Origin of the sequence: Zemynaea arenosa, from assembly GCF_004614185.1 — a bacterium.
Taxonomy (GTDB): Bacteria; Pseudomonadota; Gammaproteobacteria; order Burkholderiales; family Burkholderiaceae_D; genus Telluria; species Telluria arenosa.
In genome coordinates, this window is sequence record NZ_SPVF01000039.1 from 1 (window position 1) to 16,507 (window position 16,507).

The window sequence follows — 16,507 nt, forward strand, 5'->3', positions numbered from 1 at the left end:
GTCGCAGCCTTCCACGGTGCGCAGCAAAGCCTGGCGGCGCGCCGCATCGTCCGTTTCGCCGAGCGCCACCTGGGCCTGGGCGCGAATCGCGGCGATCGGCGTGCGCAGCTCGTGCGCGGCGTCGGCGGTGAAGCGGCGCTCATTGCCGATCAGGCTTGCGATGCGGCTGAACAGGCCGTTCAGGGCCGTGACCATGGGCCGCATCTCCAGCGGCAGGCCGGCCTCCGGCAGTGGTTCCAGCGCATCCGGGCGGCGCACGACCAGCCGCTCGCCGAGGCGGTGCAGCGGGCGCAGACCGTAGCGCACCGCCCACCATACGGCGGCGGCCAACAGCGGCAGCACGACCACCAGCGGCCACAGGACACTGCGCAGCACCGCGACCAGGATCTCGCGGCGCGCGTCCAGCCGTTCGCCCACGTAGACCTGCACATCGCGCTCGGCGCCGCGCGCGGCAAACACGCGCCAGTCGGCACCATCCAGGTGCACTGTGGTGAAGCCGCGCGCCTGGCCGCGCACCGGGTCGAGCAGCGGCGCCACCGGGGCATTGGCGGAGCGGACCACCAGACGGCCCTCGTGGAACACCTGGAAGGTCACGCGCGGTGCATAGCGGTGCAGGGAGGGCGTCTCGACGCGGTGGCCGTCCTCGCCCAACTCGCCGGCCTGCTGCACCACCAGCAACGCCGCCGCCTGCGCGAGATGGCTGTCCAGTAGCTCGTCGAGTTCGTGGCGGCTGTCGCTCCAGGTGGCGGCCAGTGCCAGAAGCCAGGCGACGCTGACCATGCCCAGCACGAGCCAGACCAGGCGCCGCTGCAGCGACGGCGCCCTCATGCGCCGTCCTCGCGCGGCAGCATGTAGCCGATTCCGCGGACGGTGCGGATCAGGCCCGCGCCCAGTTTGCGGCGCAGGTTGTGGACGTGGACTTCCACCGCGTTGCTGTCGACCTCCTGGCCCCAGCTGTAGAGGTGCTGTTCCAATTGGTCGCGGGTGAGGACGCGGCCTGCGTTCAGAAGGAAGGTGTGCAGCAGGTCGAATTCGCGCGCAGAGAGTGTGACCGGCGCCCCGGCCTGGCGCAGCTGGCGGGCGGCGGGGTCCAGCTCCAGGTCCTGGAAGCGCAGCGTCTCCTGCACCTGGCCATGGGCGCGCCGCACCAGGGCGCGCAGGCGGGCCGCGAGTTCGTCCAGGTCCACCGGCTTGACCACGTATTCGTCGGCGCCAGCGTCCAGGCCGCGGATGCGGTCGGGGATGGCGTCGCGCGCAGTGAGGACCAGCACGGGCACCGTCACGCCGGCGCGGCGCACGGCGGCCAGGACCTCCATGCCGTCCTTGTGGGGCAATCCCAGGTCGAGCACGGCGGCGGCGTAGGGCTGGGCGCGCAGTTCGCTTTCGGCGGCGTCCCCGCTGCGCACCCAGTCCACCTGGTAGCCGCGCTGGCGCAGCCCGGCGCGCAGGCCGTCGCCAAGCAGGGCATCATCTTCCGCGAGCAGGATCCGCATGGGGCTATTGTCGCACGGTGCGCGGCTCAGTCGTCGTCATCGCCGTGATGGCGCTGGGTGGCGGCGGGGTGGCCATCGGCCAGGGCCGCGGGCGCATGCTGCCACTGCCACCACCAGAAGCCCAGCACGCAGGCCAGGACCAAGGCGCCCACCGCGCGGCGCGGCGTGCCGATGCCGTCGGCGGCAGGCACGGGCTTGCGGCCGTGGAGCATGGCGCCGACCAGGTTTTCGCGATGCAGCCAGCTGCTGGCCAGCACGGCGAGCACGTGGACGATCACGAGGGCAAGCAGGCCGCTGGCGATGGCCTCGTGCAGCTCTTCGGTCCATTCGCCGCCGATGTCGTTGTAGTTGGCCCAGCCACTGGCCACCAGCACCAGCATGCCGCCGAGCAGCGCCAGGATGGCCAGCGCACCGGCGGGGTTATGGCCAGTGTGGTGGTCGGGATGGCGCGACACCAGCGAGCGCAGGTAGCGCAGGGCGGCGCCCGGTCCCCGCACGAAGCTGGCGAAGCGCGCGTGGCGGGTGCCGGCCAGGCCCCAGAGCAGGCGGAAGACCACCAGCCCGGCCATCGTGTAGCCGAGCGTGACGTGGACCAGCCGCAGAGTTTCGCTCTCGGCGGTGAGCCAGGCGCCGGCGAAGCACAGCACCAGCAGCCAGTGGACGATGCGGACCGGGGCGTCCCAGACCAGGATGCGGCGGGCGGCCGGTTGGGCGGCCGGCGCGCCGGCTGCCGCGGCGGCGTCAGCGCGGGATGTGGACATCGTGTTCATCGAAAACTCCTTGAGGGGCTTGGGTATGACAGGCCGCGCAGTTGGCGGGGCTTTTCACCTTCGGCAGTTGCCAGGTGCGCGGCGCGATCTCGTCGTGCTTGCGCTGGAACCAGGCGCTGCGCGTGATGCGGTCGTCCGGGGGAGCCTGCTGGGCGCGGCGGCCGGTGGCGGCGTACTGGTCCAGCCAGGCGGACAACTGGCGCACCGCCGCCGGGTCGAGCGAGGCATCGGTGCCGAAGTGGTTCGGCAGATTCTGCATCAGGCGGCGCCAGCTGGCGGCCGGCAGGGCGCCCGGCGGGTAGGCGACGTGGCAGGCGGCACATTCCTGCTGGTAGAGCGGATTGGACGGCACGCGCACGCCATCCCGGGCCTGGCCTGCCAGCGGAAGCAGCAGGGGGGACAGCAGGGCGGCGCGCCATGCGAGGGTAGCGGACATGATCGGGCTCCCGTCACTTGAGGGTCAGCAGCCAGGCCAGCACGTCGGCCTTTTCCGCCGCGGTGCATTCGCGGCCGATGACATCCTTGCAGTTGCGGCGGAACCACTTGTCGGCCTTGGCGGCCTCAGTGAAGCGCTGCGGGCTGAAGGCGGGCGCCAGGGGCGAGATCGACTTGCCGGTGGCGGCGTGCTCGCCGGCGCTGACCGGCCGCGCGCCGTGGCACGAGGCGCAGGCCCACTGCTGGCCGTGACGGTTAACGAAGAACTGGCGGCCGCGTTCGGGATCGGCGGGGGCGCCGGCCTGGGCGGTATAGCTAGCCAGCAGTTCGGGCGGTGTCGCGGCCTGCGCGCTGCCGGTGGCGAGCATGGCGGCCAATGCGGCCGTGAGACAGATGCGTGCTGTGCTGAACATGGTGAACCTCCTTGTGCACCATGTTCCGGCCGGGATCTTAAGGACTTCTTACGTCCTGCGGCCGGCCGCCGCGACCCTTGCGGAGGTCACAGCTCACGATATAGTTGGTGGCGATCGCTCGGTCCACATCGGTGGCGGCGAATTTGATGGGGTAGGGATCACCCGGTTGCGGGCGCTGATCCGTGGTCTTCCCCTGAACAAAGAAGAAGGGTCCCGACCGATGGCCGCTCGCGTCCAGCAAATAGACGATGTAGTCGAGCGTCGGCGCCTTGCCTCCAATGAGATAAGGCTCTAACAGAACCCGTGGACCCGGGACGGGCCACATGAGTTCTGTTCCCAGGAGGTATTCGCCGTGCAGGCCGACGAGATTGGTGTGGTTGCTCAAGCGGCAGCGCCTGGCGCTTACTCCACCGTCACGGACTTGGCCAGGTTGCGCGGCTTGTCGACGTCGGTGCCGCGGGCCAGCGCCGTGTGGTAGGCCAGCAGCTGCAGGGCGGCCACGTGCAGGATCGGCGACAGCAGACCATAGTGCTCCGGCAGGCGGATCACGTGCACGCCATCCGACGAGCTGATGCGCGAATCAACGTCGGCGAACACGTACAGCTGGCCGCCGCGGGCGCGCACTTCCTGCATGTTGGACTTGAGCTTTTCCAGCAGCTGGTCATTGGGGGCGATGGTCACCACCGGCATCTCGTCCGTCACCAGCGCCAGCGGGCCGTGCTTGAGCTCGCCCGCCGGGTAGGCCTCGGCGTGGATGTACGAGATTTCCTTCAGCTTGAGCGCGCCTTCGAGCGCGATCGGGTAGTGGATGCCGCGGCCCAGGAAGAGGGCGTTTTCCTTGCGTGCGAATTCGTCGGCCCAGGCCATGATCTGGGGCTCCAGCGCCAGCACGGCGGCGATCGCGACCGGCAGGTGGCGCATCTGCTTCAGGTGCTGCGCTTCCTGCTCGTCGGTGAGGTGGCCGTTGACCTGGGCCAGCGTCAGGGTCAGCAGGAACAAGGCCGCAAGCTGGGTGGTGAAGGCCTTGGTCGAGGCCACGCCCACTTCCACGCCGGCGCGAGTGATGTACGACAGCTCGCATTCGCGCACCATGGCGCTGGTGGCGACGTTGCAGATGGTCAGGGTCTTGGTCATGCCCAGCGCGCGCGCGTGTTTGAGCGCGGCGAGGGTGTCGGCGGTTTCGCCGGACTGGGAAATGGTGACCACCAGGGTGTTCGGGTTGGGCACGCTGTCGCGGTAGCGGTATTCGCTGGCGATCTCGACGTTGACGGGGACCTTGGCCAGGGATTCGATCCAGTACTTGGCGGTCACGCCGGCGTAGTAGCTGGTGCCGCAGGCCAGGATCAGCACACGGTCGATCTCCTTGAAGATCTTGTAGGCGTTGTCGCCGAACAGCTCGGGCATGATGCCGGTGACGCCTTCCAGCGTGTCGCCGACCACGCGCGGCTGCTCGAAGATTTCTTTCTGCATGTAGTGGCGGTACGGGCCGAGCTCGGCCGCGCCGGTGTGGGCGTGCACGGTCTTCACTTCACGCTCGACCGGCTTGCCGTCGGCGTCCACGATCCAGACGCGGCCCAGCTGCAGGTCGACCACGTCGCCTTCTTCCAGGTAGATGATCTGGTCGGTGGTGCCGGCCAGGGCCATCGCGTCGGAGGCGACGAAGTTCTCGCCTTCGCCGAGGCCGACGATCAGCGGCGAACCCTGGCGGGCGGCGACCACGCGGTGCGGCTCTTCACGGGCGAACACGGCGATGGCGTAGGCGCCGTGCAGGCGCTTGACGGCCTGCTGGACGGTGTCGAACAGGTCGCCGTTGTACATGTGGTCGACCAGGTGAGCGATCACTTCGGTGTCGGTCTGGCTCTGGAATTCGTAGCCGAGGCCTTGCAGTTCGCTGCGCAGCTCATCGTGGTTTTCGATGATGCCGTTGTGCACCAGGGCGATGCGGGCGTTCTCGCTGCTGGGGGAGAAGTGCGGGTGGGCGTTGTGCGAGGCCGGGGCGCCGTGGGTGGCCCAGCGGGTGTGGGCGATGCCGGTGAAGCCTTGCAGGCGGGCGGTGCCGATCTGGCTTTCCAGGTCGGCCACGCGCGAGGTGCTGCGCGAGCGCTGCAGCTGGCCATCGACGTGGAGGGCGACGCCGCAGGAGTCGTAGCCGCGGTACTCAAGGCGCTTGAGGCCCTCGATCAGGATCGGGGTAATGTTCCGCTGGGCGACGGCGCCGACGATTCCACACATAATGACCTCTTGCAAATGAATTAAATGATGCCAGGAATCTTAGAGCAGTCGTGTTGAAATAAGCTTTCTAAATCGCGTTTGCGATGACAGAATATTTCACGATATGCTATGATTGAAATATTCTTTCATCTTGGCTCGCCCGTTGAAATTTATGGACACACTCGACGAACTCGACCGCCGCATTCTAGATGTGCTGCAGATGGACGCGTCGCACACCAATGCCGAGTTGGCTGAACTGGTGCACGTATCGCCGCCGACTTGCTTGCGGCGAGTGAAGCATCTGACCGAAACCGGCGTCATCCAGCGCCAGGTGGCCCTGGTAGCGCCCGAGAAACTGGGCGCACGGCTGACCGCCATCGTGGAGATTACGCTGGATGTGCAGGCGGCCGAACGGATGGACGAGTTCGAAAAGGTGGTGGCGGCGGAGCCGGCGATACTGCAGTGCTACCGCGTCTCGCCGGGGCCGGACTTCGTGCTGGTGGTGCAGGTTGCAGACATGCCCGCCTATCACGCGCTGGCGCACCGGGTGTTCGCGGCGCAGAAGAATGTGCGGAATGTGAAGGCTTACTTCTCCACCTTCCGCAGCAAATTTGAAACGCGGATCGCGCCCTGACCGGCGCGGCCCGGCTCAGTGCTTGGTCTTGACCGGGCGCTTCCAGTTGTCGATGGTCAGCTGCTTGGGGCGCGAGATGGTGAGCTTGCCGGCCGGGGCGTCTTTGGTCAGGGTGGTGCCGGCGCCCAGGGTGGCGCCCTTGCCGACCGTGACCGGGGCCACCAGCTGCGAGTCGCTGCCGATGAAGGCGTCGTCTTCGATGACGGTGCGGAACTTGTTGGCGCCGTCGTAGTTGCAGGTGATGGTGCCTGCGCCAATGTTGACCTTGGAGCCGATGGTGGCGTCGCCCACGTAGGCCAGGTGGTTGGCTTTGGTGTGTGCGGCGATCTGGCTGTTCTTCACTTCCACGAAGTTACCGATGTGCACGTCCTCGGCCAGCGTGGTGCCCGGGCGCAGGCGCGCATACGGGCCGATCAGCGACTGCGCGCCGACCACGGCTTCTTCGATATGGCAGAATGGCTTGACGCTGGCGCCGGCCGCGATCGCGGAATTCACGATCACCGAGTGCGCGCCAACGGTGACACCATCGGCCAGGTCGACCCGGCCTTCGAACACGCAGCCAACATCGATGGTCACGTCGCGCCCGCAGATCAGCTCGCCGCGGACGTCGATGCGGTCCGGGTCCATCAGCGTCACGCCGCGCTCGAGCAGGGCATTGGCGATGTTGCGCTGGTGCTGGCGCTCCAGCTCGGCCAGCTGGACCTTGCTGTTGACACCGGCCACTTCCCACTCCGCCGACGGATTGGCGGACACGACCTCCACGCCCTCCGCCACCGCCTGAGCGACGATGTCGGTCAGGTAGTACTCGCCCTGCGCATTGGTGTTGGAGAGCGCGCCCAGCCACTGCTTCAGCTTCCCGCCTGGCACAACGAGAATGCCGCTGTTGATCTCGCGAATCTGGCGCTGTGCGTCGGTCGCATCCTTTTCCTCGACGATGCGGACAATACGCCCGTTTTCGCGGATGATGCGGCCGAGGCCAAAGGGGTTGCCCATCTCCACCGTCAGGATGCCCAGCTTGTCCGTGCCGGCGGCTTCCAGCAGCTTGCGCAGCGAGGCCGCCGTGGTCAGCGGCACGTCGCCGTACAGGATCAGGGTCGAGTCGTTCTCGTCGATCTGCGGCAGCGCCTGCATCACGGCGTGGCCGGTGCCCAGCTGCGGCTCCTGCAGCGCGGTCAGGATCTCGGGAAAGGCGCCGGTGTTCTGCTGGCCCACCATCTCGGGCACCGCTGCGCCGCCGTGTCCATAGATGACACATAATCTGGACGGCGACAGCTCGCGCGCCGTATCGATCACATGCTTCAGCAGCGGCTTGCCTGCGAGGCGGTGCAGCACTTTGGGCAGCGACGATTGCATGCGCTTGCCCATACCGGCAGCGAGGATCACGACATTCATAAGACCAGGGTTCGAAAAGTTAAAAAAGATGAAAAAGTTTAACACGCAGCGGACACTCCAAGAACGCTTTTCCATGCTCCTCGCGCTGGGTCTGCTGCTGCTGATGTCGGCCTGCAGCACCATCCGCTTCACCTACGACCATGGCGACACCCTGCTGTACTGGTGGCTCAACGCCTACCTCGACATCGATTCGGACCAGAAAGCCTGGGTCAAGCGCGACATCGACGCGTTCTTCGACTGGCACCGCAAGACCCAGCTGCCCGACTACGTCAACATCCTGCGCACCGCGCAGAAGCAGCTGGCCGGCAACCCGACTCAGCAGGATTTGCTGGGCGATTACAAGAAGATCCGCGATGAAACGCGCGAGTTAATGGTGAAATCGCTGCCGGACCTGGTCGACCTGGCCCGCTCGGTGAAACCCGAACAGATCGAGCGCATGGAAAAGAAGTTCGAAAAGAACAACGCGGACTACCGCAAGAAGTTCATGAGCGGCAGCTTCGACCACCGCAAGGAAGTGCGCTACGACAAGGCGATGGAGCAGTTCAAGCTCTGGTTCGGCAGCTTCAGCCGCGAGCAGGAGGCGCAGATCCGGCGCCTGTCGGACGCGCGGCCGCTGGACAACGACATCTGGCTCGATGAACGCATGCGGCGCCAGAAGCGCATCATCGAGGTGGTGCGCAAGATCCAGGCCGAGAAGCTGAGCAAGGAGGCGGCCACGCCCCTGGTCGCCGGGCTGATCAAGGACACGGTCGACCGCTTCGACCAGCCCGACCGCAAGGCCTTCTTCGACGGCTACGTGGACACCACCTCCAAGTTCATCCTGGCCGTCATCCAGCTCACCACGCCCGAGCAGCGCGCCCACGCCCAGGACCGCATGCAGGGCTGGATCAACGACCTGAACACGCTGGCGGCCGAGGGCAGGTAAGCCGCAGGGCGGTGCTATAGTGCCGCCCATGTACAAGAAATCCTCATCCGGTGGCCGCGGCGGCGCGCGAAGCGAAGACAGCCGCAGCCCGCAGCGCACCCTGACCCGCCACACCCCACGCCTGGCTCCGCAGTCGGTCCGCATCATCGGCGGTACCTGGAAGCGCACCCCTCTGCCCGTGCTGGACGCGCTCGGCCTGCGCCCCACGCCCGACCGGGTGCGCGAAACCATATTCAACTGGATCAACCACCAGTTCGACGGCGTCTGGAGCACGCGCGACTGCCTGGACCTGTTCGCCGGCAGCGGCGCGCTCGGCTTCGAAGCCGCCAGCCGTGGCGCTGCGTCCGTCATCCTGGTCGATGCCCATCAGGGCGTGGTGCGCCAGCTGCAGGCCAACAAGGACAAGCTGGAGGCCGCCAACCTCAGCGTTGTGCGCGGCGACGCGCTCACCACCGCCCGCAACATGGCGGCGCGCGGCCAGACCTTCGACCTGATCTTCCTGGACCCGCCCTACCAGCAGGATCTGCTGGCCACCGCGCTGCCGCTGTGCCTAACGCTGCTGAAGCCCGGCGGCCTGGTGTACGCTGAGTCCGGCCTCGCCCTGCCCTTCGATGGGCAGGGCGCCGACGCGGTGCCGCAGTGGCTGCAAGGCTGGGAAGCCGTGCGCGCCGACAAAGCCGGGATGGTGTACTTTCATCTGCTGCGGCGGAGCGGCTGAAGGCGGGCCTTGCCCGAAATTAATGCAGCGCACAATTTTCAGGCATAATGCGCGTTCTGAATTGGTGCATCGCAGGGAGCCACGATGGTTGTAGCCGTTTATCCAGGAACGTTCGATCCCCTGACCCGGGGACATGAAGACTTGGTGCGCCGCGCATCCGGGCTCTTCGACACGCTGGTGGTCGGCGTGGCGGACAGCAAAAACAAGCGGCCTTTCTTTTCGCTCGACGAGCGGCTCGAAATCGCCAACGAAGTGCTCGGGCATTATCCGAACGTCAAGGTGGAGAGCTTCTCCGGCCTGCTCAAGGATTTCGTGCGCCAGCACGACGCCCGTGTGATCGTGCGCGGCCTGCGCGCCGTGTCGGACTTCGAATACGAATTCCAGATGGCGGGCATGAACCGCTACCTGCTGCCGGACGTGGAAACGCTGTTCCTGACCCCGTCCGACCAGTACCAATTTATCTCCGGCACCATCGTGCGCGAGATCGCCATGCTGGGCGGGGACGTGTCCAAGTTCGTGTTCCCCTCGGTGGACCGCTGGCTGCAGAAGAAAATCGCCCAGCTCAAGGCCGCCAATCCGTAACAACTTGCTGTCGAGGTAGGGCCAGCCATGGCTTTGATGATCACGGACGACTGTATCAACTGCGACGTTTGCGAGCCCGAGTGCCCGAACGAAGCGATCTCCCTCGGTCCGGAGATCTACGTCATCGATCCGAACAAGTGCACCGAATGCGTCGGCCATTTCGATGAGCCGCAGTGCCAGCAGGTGTGCCCGGTGGCCTGCATTCCGCTGCACCCGGACTGGCGCGAGTCCAGGGAGCAGCTGATGGCCAAATACGAGCGCCTCACGCTCGCCAAGGCCGAGTAAGCTGCCGGACGCCGGGCGCCCCGCCCCGGTGCTATGCTCGGCCGCAGGAGGCCCCGCATGGCAGAGCAGCCGCAGCACGAGCACGATCCCCTGGCGCCACCGCAACGGCCCACCCGCGAGGACTTGCCGGAAGCGGTCAGCGACAACATCGACACCATTCTCGATTTCTACAAACGGCACGAGCGCGAGAAGCCGCGCGCCCAGCGTTTCGTGGAACGGTTCAGCCATGTCGTCGGCAGCCCGGCTTATGTGCTGGCCAATCTGGCGTTTGTGCTGGCCTGGATCGCCTACAACCTGCTGGCCGAGGAGTTCACCTGGACGGTATTCGACGAGCCGCCCTTCTTCTGGCTGCAGGGCATCATCGCCCTGAACGCCTTCATCATCTCGACCACCGTGCTGATCCGGCAGAACCACGCCGCCAAGCTGGCCGAGCACCACGCCCACCTGGACTTGCAGGTCAATCTGCTGACCGAGAAGAAGAGCAGCAAGATCATCTGCCTGCTCGAAGACCTGCGCGCCGACCTCCCCAACGTACGCAACAAGCCCGATCCGGAAGCCGACGAACTGGCCAAGCCGGCTGATGCCGCCGCCGTCCTCAATGCCATCGAAAACGAAAAACCATAACCGACATTAAGAACTGTGATAACTCAGCCACAGCCTGTTGGTTTTTCATAACTATTTCTTCAAAAAAGCCACCGCCAGCCCACTAAGTGGAGTCTTTCCGGTGGTATATTTTTAGAAATAAATTAGCACGGCCATTCTTTTTTTTCACAACCGGTTGCGGAAAGCCGGTGGCCGCCACTAAAACTCACAACGACAACGACAATGAGAGACATGAGTATCGGCCAGCGCCTGGCCTGTGGATTTGGCATCGTGATTGCCCTGCTGATTCTGCTGGCGGGGCTGTCCTATAACCGGATGGCTTCGCTGAACCGCGAGGTCGAGAGCATCATCAAGGAGCGCTACCCCAAGACGGTGGCGGCGAACAAGGTGAAGGCCGATGTGAGCGAGGCCGCACGCGGGATGCTGCTGTCGCTGATCATGACCGACCCCGGCCAGGTCAAGAAAGAAATGGACAATGTGGCCGCCCGCACCGTGGGCGCCTCGAAGGCGATCGACGAACTGGCCGCGACCACCACGGACGCCAAGGGCCAGGAGATCCTGAAGGCCCTGCTGCCGCTGCGCGACAAGTTCGGCCCCATCCACACCACCTTTGCCGGGCTGATCGCCGAGGACCGCAAGGACGAGGCCATGCTCAAGTACATGTTCTCGGTCCGTCCGCTGCAGGCCAAGTATTTCGAGCAGCTGGACCGCTTCGTCGCCTACCAGAATGACGTGATGGCGGACGCGGGCGCCGGGGCCGCCGCAGTCACCCACCGCACCGAGCTGCTGATCGTGGTGCTAACCGTGGTTGCTGCGGCCGGTTCGCTGGCGGTGGCGGTGCTGTCCACCCGCTCGATCACCCAGCCGCTGAGCGAGGCGGTGGACATCGCCCGCCGCGTGGCCGAAGGCGACCTGACCAGCACCATCGTCGCCACCCGCAGCGACGAGACCGGCCAGATGATGAGCGCCCTGCGCCACATGAACGACAGCCTGATCCGCATCGTGGCCCAGGTCCGCGGCGGCACCGAGGCGATCACGTCCGCCTCCAGCGAAATTGCCAGCGGCAACCTGGACCTGTCCTCGCGCACCGAGCAGCAGGCCGCCGCGCTGGGCCAGACCTCCGGCTCGATCCGCGAGCTGACCGGCACCGTGCAGCAGAATGCGGACAACGCGCGCCAGGCCAACCAGCTGGCCGCGCAGGCCTCCGAGATCGCCGTGCGCGGCGGCAGCGTGGTGGCCCAGGTGGTCGACACCATGGGCTCGATCACCACCTCGTCCAAGAAGATCGTGGACATCATCAGCGTGATCGATGGCATTGCCTTCCAGACCAACATCCTGGCCCTGAACGCCGCCGTGGAAGCGGCCCGGGCTGGGGAGCAGGGCCGCGGGTTCGCCGTGGTCGCTTCCGAAGTGCGCAGCCTGGCGCAGCGCTCGGCCGCCGCCGCCAAGGAAATCAAGACCCTGATCGGGGACTCGGTGGACAAGGTGGGCGAGGGCAGCAAGCTGGTCGCCGCCGCCGGCGCCACCATGGACGAGGTCGTGGCCAGCGTGCGCCGCGTGACCGACATCATGGGCGAGATCACCGCCGCCAGCATGGAGCAGAGCGAAGGGATTGCCCAAGTCAACACCGCCATCCACGCGATGGACGAGACCACTCAGCAGAACGCCGCGCTGGTCGAAGAAGCGGCCGCGGCCGCTGCGTCGATGCAGGACCAGGCCGCCGAACTGGCGCGCGTGGTCAGCGTCTTCAAGCTGGACGAAGTGCCACCCGCGCACGCGCCGGTGCGCTCCAGGCGCGCCAAAGCCATCGGCCAAGCCGCACCGACCATCCGCCCGGCCGAAGCTGAAGCTGAAGCCGAAGCCGAAGCGGCCTGAACCTCATAACACCACAACACACCTGAACGGAGACCTGTATGACTGCAACCTCGACCTTCCGCCTGAAAGCCCTGCTGGCCGGCGTCTGCCTGGCCGTGGCCGCCACCGCCGCGCACGCCGCCGACGTGGCCGGCATCAAGTTTGACGACACTACCAAGGTGGCCGGCAAAGACCTCAAGCTGAATGGCGCGGGCCTGCGCAAGAAGCTGATGTTCAAGGTCTACGCCGCCGGCCTGTATCTGACCGACAAGACCCACAACGTGGCGGACATCATGAAGATGGACGGCCCGCGCCGCGTGACACTGGTGATGATGCGCGAGATCTCGTCCGAGGACTTCGGCCAGGCCTTCATGACCGGCCTGAACGCCAACTCGACCAAGGAAGAGAAGACCAAGATCCTGAACCAGACCATGCAGTTTGGCGAGATGTTCGCCATGTTCCCGGGCCTGAAGAAGGGCGACACGCTGCACCTGGACTGGGTGCCGGGCACCGGCACGGTGGTCACGCTGAATGGCAAGAAGGTCGGCGATGCCGTGCCGGACGTGGCTTTCTATAACGCCGTGCTGAAGATCTGGCTGGGCGAGCACCCGGCGGACAGCGGGCTCAAGCCGAACCTGCTGGGCGAGGCTGGCTGAGCGTTTTCGGCGGGGCAAAGAAAAACGCGGCGCCCGGTGACCCGGGACGCCGCGTTTTTCGTCTGTCTGGAATCAGCCGCGGGCGGCGATGGCGCGCAGTTCGGCGGAGGTGACGGGGTCGAGGCTGGACACTTCGTGCACCATGCGGGCGTTCAGCTGCTGCGCGCGGGCCACGCGCTGCTCATGGGTCAGGCGCGGGCGCACCACCAGGACCAGGGCCTTGAGCACACCCACCAGCAGTGGGCGGAAGAACACCACCGTCACGGCGAGAGCGAACATGCGGAGAATGAAGGACGACGACACGATAAACCTGCGCACAATGTATTGATGTAGAGAACTATACGGCGACGCAACATATAAATCTAATTTTGATTTCCCATGGGTGTTATATTGACCGTGAATAAAACTCGGGTACACTCGACGGACGAACAGAAAGTGGCAAGCACGACATGAGTTTCCTCACGCTGGACCTGAATCTGCTGCGCGTCTTTGACGCCGTGATGACCGAACAGAACCTGACGCGCGCCGCCGGGCGCCTGGCGATGACCCAGCCGGCCGTCTCGAACGCCATCAAGCGCCTGCGCGAGAGCCTCGGCGACGAGCTGCTGATCCGCACCGCGTATGGCGTCAAGCCGACCCCGCGCGCGGAAGCGCTGTGGCCGACCGTGCGACAGGCGCTGGCCAACCTCGAGGCGGCCGTCTCGCCGGAAACCTTCGACGTCGCCAAGGCGCATGCCACCTTCCGCCTCGCGATGGCGGATGCGACCGCAGCCTTGTGGCTGCCTTCGCTGATGCGCTCGATCCAGCAGGAAGCGCCGAACATCAACATTCGGATGGTGCCACTGACCACGCGCGAGCCGCGGCCGATGCTGCTGCGCGGGGACATCGACCTGGCGGTCGGCTTCTTCCCCGGCGTAGCGGCCCAGCTGACCAGCGACGCCGTCTCGCCGATCCGCCATGAGCGCCTGTATTCCGGGCAGTACGTGAGCGTGATGCGCAAGGGGCATGCGCTGGCCAAGGGCGAGCTCACGCTGGACAAGTATTGCGCGGCCAATCACCTGCTGGTGAGCTTTTCGGGCCGCGCGCACGGGCTGGTGGACGAGGCGCTGGCCCAGCTGGGGCGCGAACGCCGCATCCTGCTGACGGTGAACCAGTTCTTCACGGCCGGGCGGGTGGTGGCCGATTCCGACCTCATCACCGTGCTGCCGAAGCACCTGATCGCCTCGACCGGCATGATGCACGCGCTGGTGTGGCGCGAGCTGCCGTTCCAGCTGCCCGCCGTGCATCTCGACATGCTCTGGCACGAGCGCGATTCGCGCAGCCCCGCGCACAAATGGCTGCGCCAGCACCTGGAAGACATGTCCAAGACCCCCCTGGCCCGTCCCGCCTGAGCGCCGCCCCCCGCGCCCGGCCCCCGGCCCGTTTGCGCCCCCTCAACAACAGGCCAGACCCCGGTATCACAACGCGCTACTTCGTCGCGAAATCCACTACCGGGGTCTGGCACCGCACGCCGTCGCCGGCTCGCCCCCCTCACGCCGTTTGCGCCACCTCAAAAACAGGCCAGACCCCGGTAGCGCAGCGCGCTGCTTCGTCGCGAAATCCACTACCGGGGTCTGGCACCGCGCGCCGTCGCCGGTTCGCCCCCTTCACGCCGTTTGCGCCACCTCAAAAACAGGCCAGACCCCGGTAGCGCAGCGCGCTACTTCGTCGCGAAATCCACTACCGGGGTCTGGCACCGCGCGCCGTCGCCGGCTCGCCCCCCTCGCGCCGTTTGCGCTATCTCAAAAACAGGCCAGACCCCGGTATCGGGGAATGCGACTTTGTCGCGGAATCTGCTACCGGGGTCTGGCACCGGATGCGGGGAGCCGGGCGGCTGGCTCGTGACTTTTGCGCTGGGTCAGAAACAGGCCTGACCCCGGTATCACATGGCGCGACTTTGGTGCGCGGCGGGTTGGGAGCGGTAGCCGATGCGGAAGGCGCCCCAGTGGCGGCCCTGCACGTAGATCGGGGCGGACATGTCGTGCATGACCTCGCCCGTGTCCCGCTTGTACGTCTGCAGCAGGAACGAGCGCGTGTTCTGCGCGCAGCGCTGGCCGGTGCGGTCCTCGAAGATGCGCTTGGTGCGGTTGTTGACGATGTCGATGTCGTAATCGCCTGTCAGCGGCTGAGAGAACTTCTTGTTGTGCGTCGGGAAGTAGCCGTGGTCGTCCACCGCGCCCGCGTAGGCCAGCTGCGGTATCCGCGCCAGCAGGCCCTCCTGCAGCCCCGGCAGGGCCCGGTCGGTGAAACCGTCGAACTGGGTGTGGTACTTCTGCGGGTTGGTGTTCGGGATCGGCCGGTAGCGCCGGTCGAACAGCGCGTCCCGCGTGATGTCGCCGCGCGCGAGCGCCTGCTCGAACAGCTGGCCGACCTCGGCCGCCGCGGCCTGCACCGCCGCGCGCATCGCGTCGTGCGCGGTCGCCACGCCGGCCTCGCCCAGCGCGCCGGCGATCGCCTCTGCCTTCTCCGCCAGCGCATTGGCCGACCCCGCCACCCGCGGCAGCTCGCGCTCGGTCGACGCGAGCCGGTCCCGGATTCCGCTCAGCGCATCGGCAATCTCGTGCGTCACGCTGACCTGCTCCGCGGCCGCGCGCGCAATCTGCCCGGTCTCGCGCTCCGAATCCTCGGCCGCGGTCTCGATCTCGTCCATCATCCCGTGCACCCGCTCGACATTTCCGGCCGCCGCGCCCACCGCCGTGTTCAGCGTGTCCATGCCGCGGGCAGCCTGCTCGGCCTGCTCATTGATGGCGCGGACCATGGTGCGGATTTCATCGGTGGCCTCCTGCGTCCGGTGCGCCAGCTGCCGCACCTCGCCGGCGACCACGGCAAAGCCGCGCCCATGTTCCCCGGCACGGGCCGCCTCGATGGCCGCGTTCAGCGCCAGCAAATTGGTGCGGGCCGAGATCTCGCTGATCACGCCGGCGAACCCGGCGATGCCGTGCGCATTGCCGCGCAGCGCCTCCATCACGCTGCCGGCCTGCCGGGCCTCGTCACGGGCCTGGCCGATGCTGTCCAGGCCGGAGGCAATCTCGCGCTGCCCCTGCACGCTGCGCTCCCGAACCAGTGCGATGGCCGCCGCGGCGCGCTGGGCCTTGGCCGCCATCTCGTCCGTGGTCGCGGCATTCCGGTGCGCGCTCTGCACCACGCCGACGGCTGCCTGGGTGTCGACCTCCACCTTGCGGCGCATGGAATCGACAAAATAAGAGGTCTCGGCCGCGCCGATCATGATGTCGTCGATGGCGTGGCCAACGGTGCCGATCACCTGGTCGGCGCTGCCGGCCCCGTCCGCTCGCGCGGCCAGCCAGTACGCCAGCACCACGCACACGCCGCCGAGCAGGGCGGAGACAAGGGGAGCAAGAGACGCCACATGAGCCAGCAGGGCGGCGGCGCCCAGGGCCAGGACCGCCGCAACGGCCCCGCGGTGATGGCGGACGAAGGTCAGCACGATAGCCTCCATGATGTCGGAGCGCATCACCCGCACCGGATGATGCTCTACA

At 66.7% G+C, this 16,507-nt stretch carries 19 protein-coding genes; 9 read left to right on the forward strand and 10 right to left on the reverse strand.

The genetic code is table 11. From position 1 onward, the window contains the following. The 7 genes from E4L96_RS02625 to glmS form a co-directional block, all read right to left on the reverse strand. Positions 1 to 828: sensor histidine kinase N-terminal domain-containing protein (locus tag E4L96_RS02625; RefSeq protein WP_181017573.1), on the reverse strand; the 828-nt coding region annotated here is incomplete at its 3' end. Beyond that, a complete protein-coding gene (locus E4L96_RS02630; protein ID WP_135205680.1) occupies positions 825 to 1,493 on the reverse strand; it encodes a response regulator transcription factor in 669 nt (222 codons plus the stop codon). The genes E4L96_RS02625 and E4L96_RS02630, both read right to left, overlap by 4 nt. 26 nt (positions 1,494 to 1,519) lie before the next feature. Next, complete coding sequence (locus E4L96_RS02635; RefSeq protein WP_135205681.1) at positions 1,520 to 2,263, reverse strand: cytochrome b/b6 domain-containing protein; 744 nt, start codon at positions 2,261 to 2,263, stop codon at positions 1,520 to 1,522. Continuing rightward, the gene (locus E4L96_RS02640) at positions 2,235 to 2,699 is read right to left on the reverse strand and encodes a diheme cytochrome c (RefSeq protein WP_135205682.1); all 465 of its coding nucleotides are present in this window, start codon (positions 2,697 to 2,699) and stop codon (positions 2,235 to 2,237) included. The genes E4L96_RS02635 and E4L96_RS02640 overlap by 29 nt, the downstream gene beginning before the upstream one ends. 13 nt (positions 2,700 to 2,712) lie before the next feature. Beyond that, entirely contained in the window at positions 2,713 to 3,066 is a 354-nt protein-coding gene (locus E4L96_RS02645) for a DUF1924 domain-containing protein (protein ID WP_229414197.1), read from the reverse strand. A gap of 82 nt (positions 3,067 to 3,148) precedes the next feature. Continuing rightward, positions 3,149 to 3,496, reverse strand: a complete 348-nt coding sequence (locus E4L96_RS02650; RefSeq protein ID WP_135205684.1) for a hypothetical protein — start codon at positions 3,494 to 3,496, stop codon at positions 3,149 to 3,151. Positions 3,497 to 3,513: 17 nt separating this feature from the next. Beyond that, complete coding sequence (gene glmS, locus E4L96_RS02655; protein ID WP_135205685.1) at positions 3,514 to 5,343, reverse strand: glutamine--fructose-6-phosphate transaminase (isomerizing); 1,830 nt, start codon at positions 5,341 to 5,343, stop codon at positions 3,514 to 3,516. A 151-nt stretch (positions 5,344 to 5,494) separates the two neighbouring features. On the opposite strand from glmS, the gene E4L96_RS02660 reads away from it, so the two are divergent. Continuing rightward, positions 5,495 to 5,956 (forward strand): Lrp/AsnC family transcriptional regulator, encoded by a 462-nt coding sequence (locus E4L96_RS02660; RefSeq protein WP_135205686.1) that lies wholly within the window; start codon positions 5,495 to 5,497, stop codon positions 5,954 to 5,956. Positions 5,957 to 5,971: 15 nt separating this feature from the next. Here the strand turns inward: E4L96_RS02660 and glmU are convergent, their stop codons facing one another. After that, positions 5,972 to 7,348 carry a bifunctional UDP-N-acetylglucosamine diphosphorylase/glucosamine-1-phosphate N-acetyltransferase GlmU gene (glmU, locus tag E4L96_RS02665; RefSeq protein WP_135205687.1) on the reverse strand — a complete coding sequence of 459 codons (1,377 nt, stop codon included), beginning with the start codon at positions 7,346 to 7,348 and terminating at the stop codon, positions 5,972 to 5,974. Between the two features lie 73 nt (positions 7,349 to 7,421). Here glmU and E4L96_RS02670 point away from each other — a divergent pair, with 73 nt between their 5' ends. The 7 genes from E4L96_RS02670 (at position 7,422) to E4L96_RS02700 (ending at position 12,971) form a co-directional block, all read left to right on the forward strand. Further along, on the forward strand, positions 7,422 to 8,273 hold the full coding sequence (locus E4L96_RS02670) for a DUF6279 family lipoprotein (protein ID WP_135205688.1): 852 nt from the start codon (positions 7,422 to 7,424) through the stop codon (positions 8,271 to 8,273). Between the two features lie 28 nt (positions 8,274 to 8,301). Beyond that, positions 8,302 to 8,991: a 16S rRNA (guanine(966)-N(2))-methyltransferase RsmD gene (rsmD, locus tag E4L96_RS02675; protein WP_135205689.1), complete on the forward strand. Its 690-nt coding sequence runs from the start codon at positions 8,302 to 8,304 to the stop codon at positions 8,989 to 8,991. A gap of 84 nt (positions 8,992 to 9,075) precedes the next feature. Further along, on the forward strand, positions 9,076 to 9,573 hold the full coding sequence (gene coaD / locus E4L96_RS02680) for a pantetheine-phosphate adenylyltransferase (protein ID WP_135205690.1): 498 nt from the start codon (positions 9,076 to 9,078) through the stop codon (positions 9,571 to 9,573). Positions 9,574 to 9,600: 27 nt separating this feature from the next. Next, positions 9,601 to 9,858: a YfhL family 4Fe-4S dicluster ferredoxin gene (locus E4L96_RS02685; protein WP_135205691.1), complete on the forward strand. Its 258-nt coding sequence runs from the start codon at positions 9,601 to 9,603 to the stop codon at positions 9,856 to 9,858. 57 nt (positions 9,859 to 9,915) lie between these two features. After that, the gene (locus E4L96_RS02690; protein WP_167758581.1) at positions 9,916 to 10,482 is read left to right on the forward strand and encodes a DUF1003 domain-containing protein; all 567 of its coding nucleotides are present in this window, start codon (positions 9,916 to 9,918) and stop codon (positions 10,480 to 10,482) included. Positions 10,483 to 10,692: 210 nt separating this feature from the next. Further along, positions 10,693 to 12,336 (forward strand): methyl-accepting chemotaxis protein, encoded by a 1,644-nt coding sequence (locus E4L96_RS24640; RefSeq protein WP_307721623.1) that lies wholly within the window; start codon positions 10,693 to 10,695, stop codon positions 12,334 to 12,336. Between the two features lie 38 nt (positions 12,337 to 12,374). Beyond that, entirely contained in the window at positions 12,375 to 12,971 is a 597-nt protein-coding gene (locus E4L96_RS02700) for a chalcone isomerase family protein (protein ID WP_135205694.1), read from the forward strand. 72 nt (positions 12,972 to 13,043) lie between these two features. Here the strand turns inward: E4L96_RS02700 and E4L96_RS02705 are convergent, their stop codons facing one another. Then, complete coding sequence (locus tag E4L96_RS02705) at positions 13,044 to 13,250, reverse strand: hypothetical protein (protein WP_135205695.1); 207 nt, start codon at positions 13,248 to 13,250, stop codon at positions 13,044 to 13,046. 170 nt (positions 13,251 to 13,420) lie between these two features. Between E4L96_RS02705 and E4L96_RS02710 the strand changes: the two genes are divergently transcribed. Next, positions 13,421 to 14,362: a LysR family transcriptional regulator gene (locus E4L96_RS02710; RefSeq protein ID WP_135205696.1), complete on the forward strand. Its 942-nt coding sequence runs from the start codon at positions 13,421 to 13,423 to the stop codon at positions 14,360 to 14,362. A 530-nt stretch (positions 14,363 to 14,892) separates the two neighbouring features. On the opposite strand, the gene E4L96_RS02715 is transcribed toward E4L96_RS02710, so the two are convergent. Further along, on the reverse strand, positions 14,893 to 16,482 hold the full coding sequence (locus tag E4L96_RS02715) for a methyl-accepting chemotaxis protein (RefSeq protein WP_167758582.1): 1,590 nt from the start codon (positions 16,480 to 16,482) through the stop codon (positions 14,893 to 14,895). Positions 16,483 to 16,507: the final 25 nt, after the last annotated feature.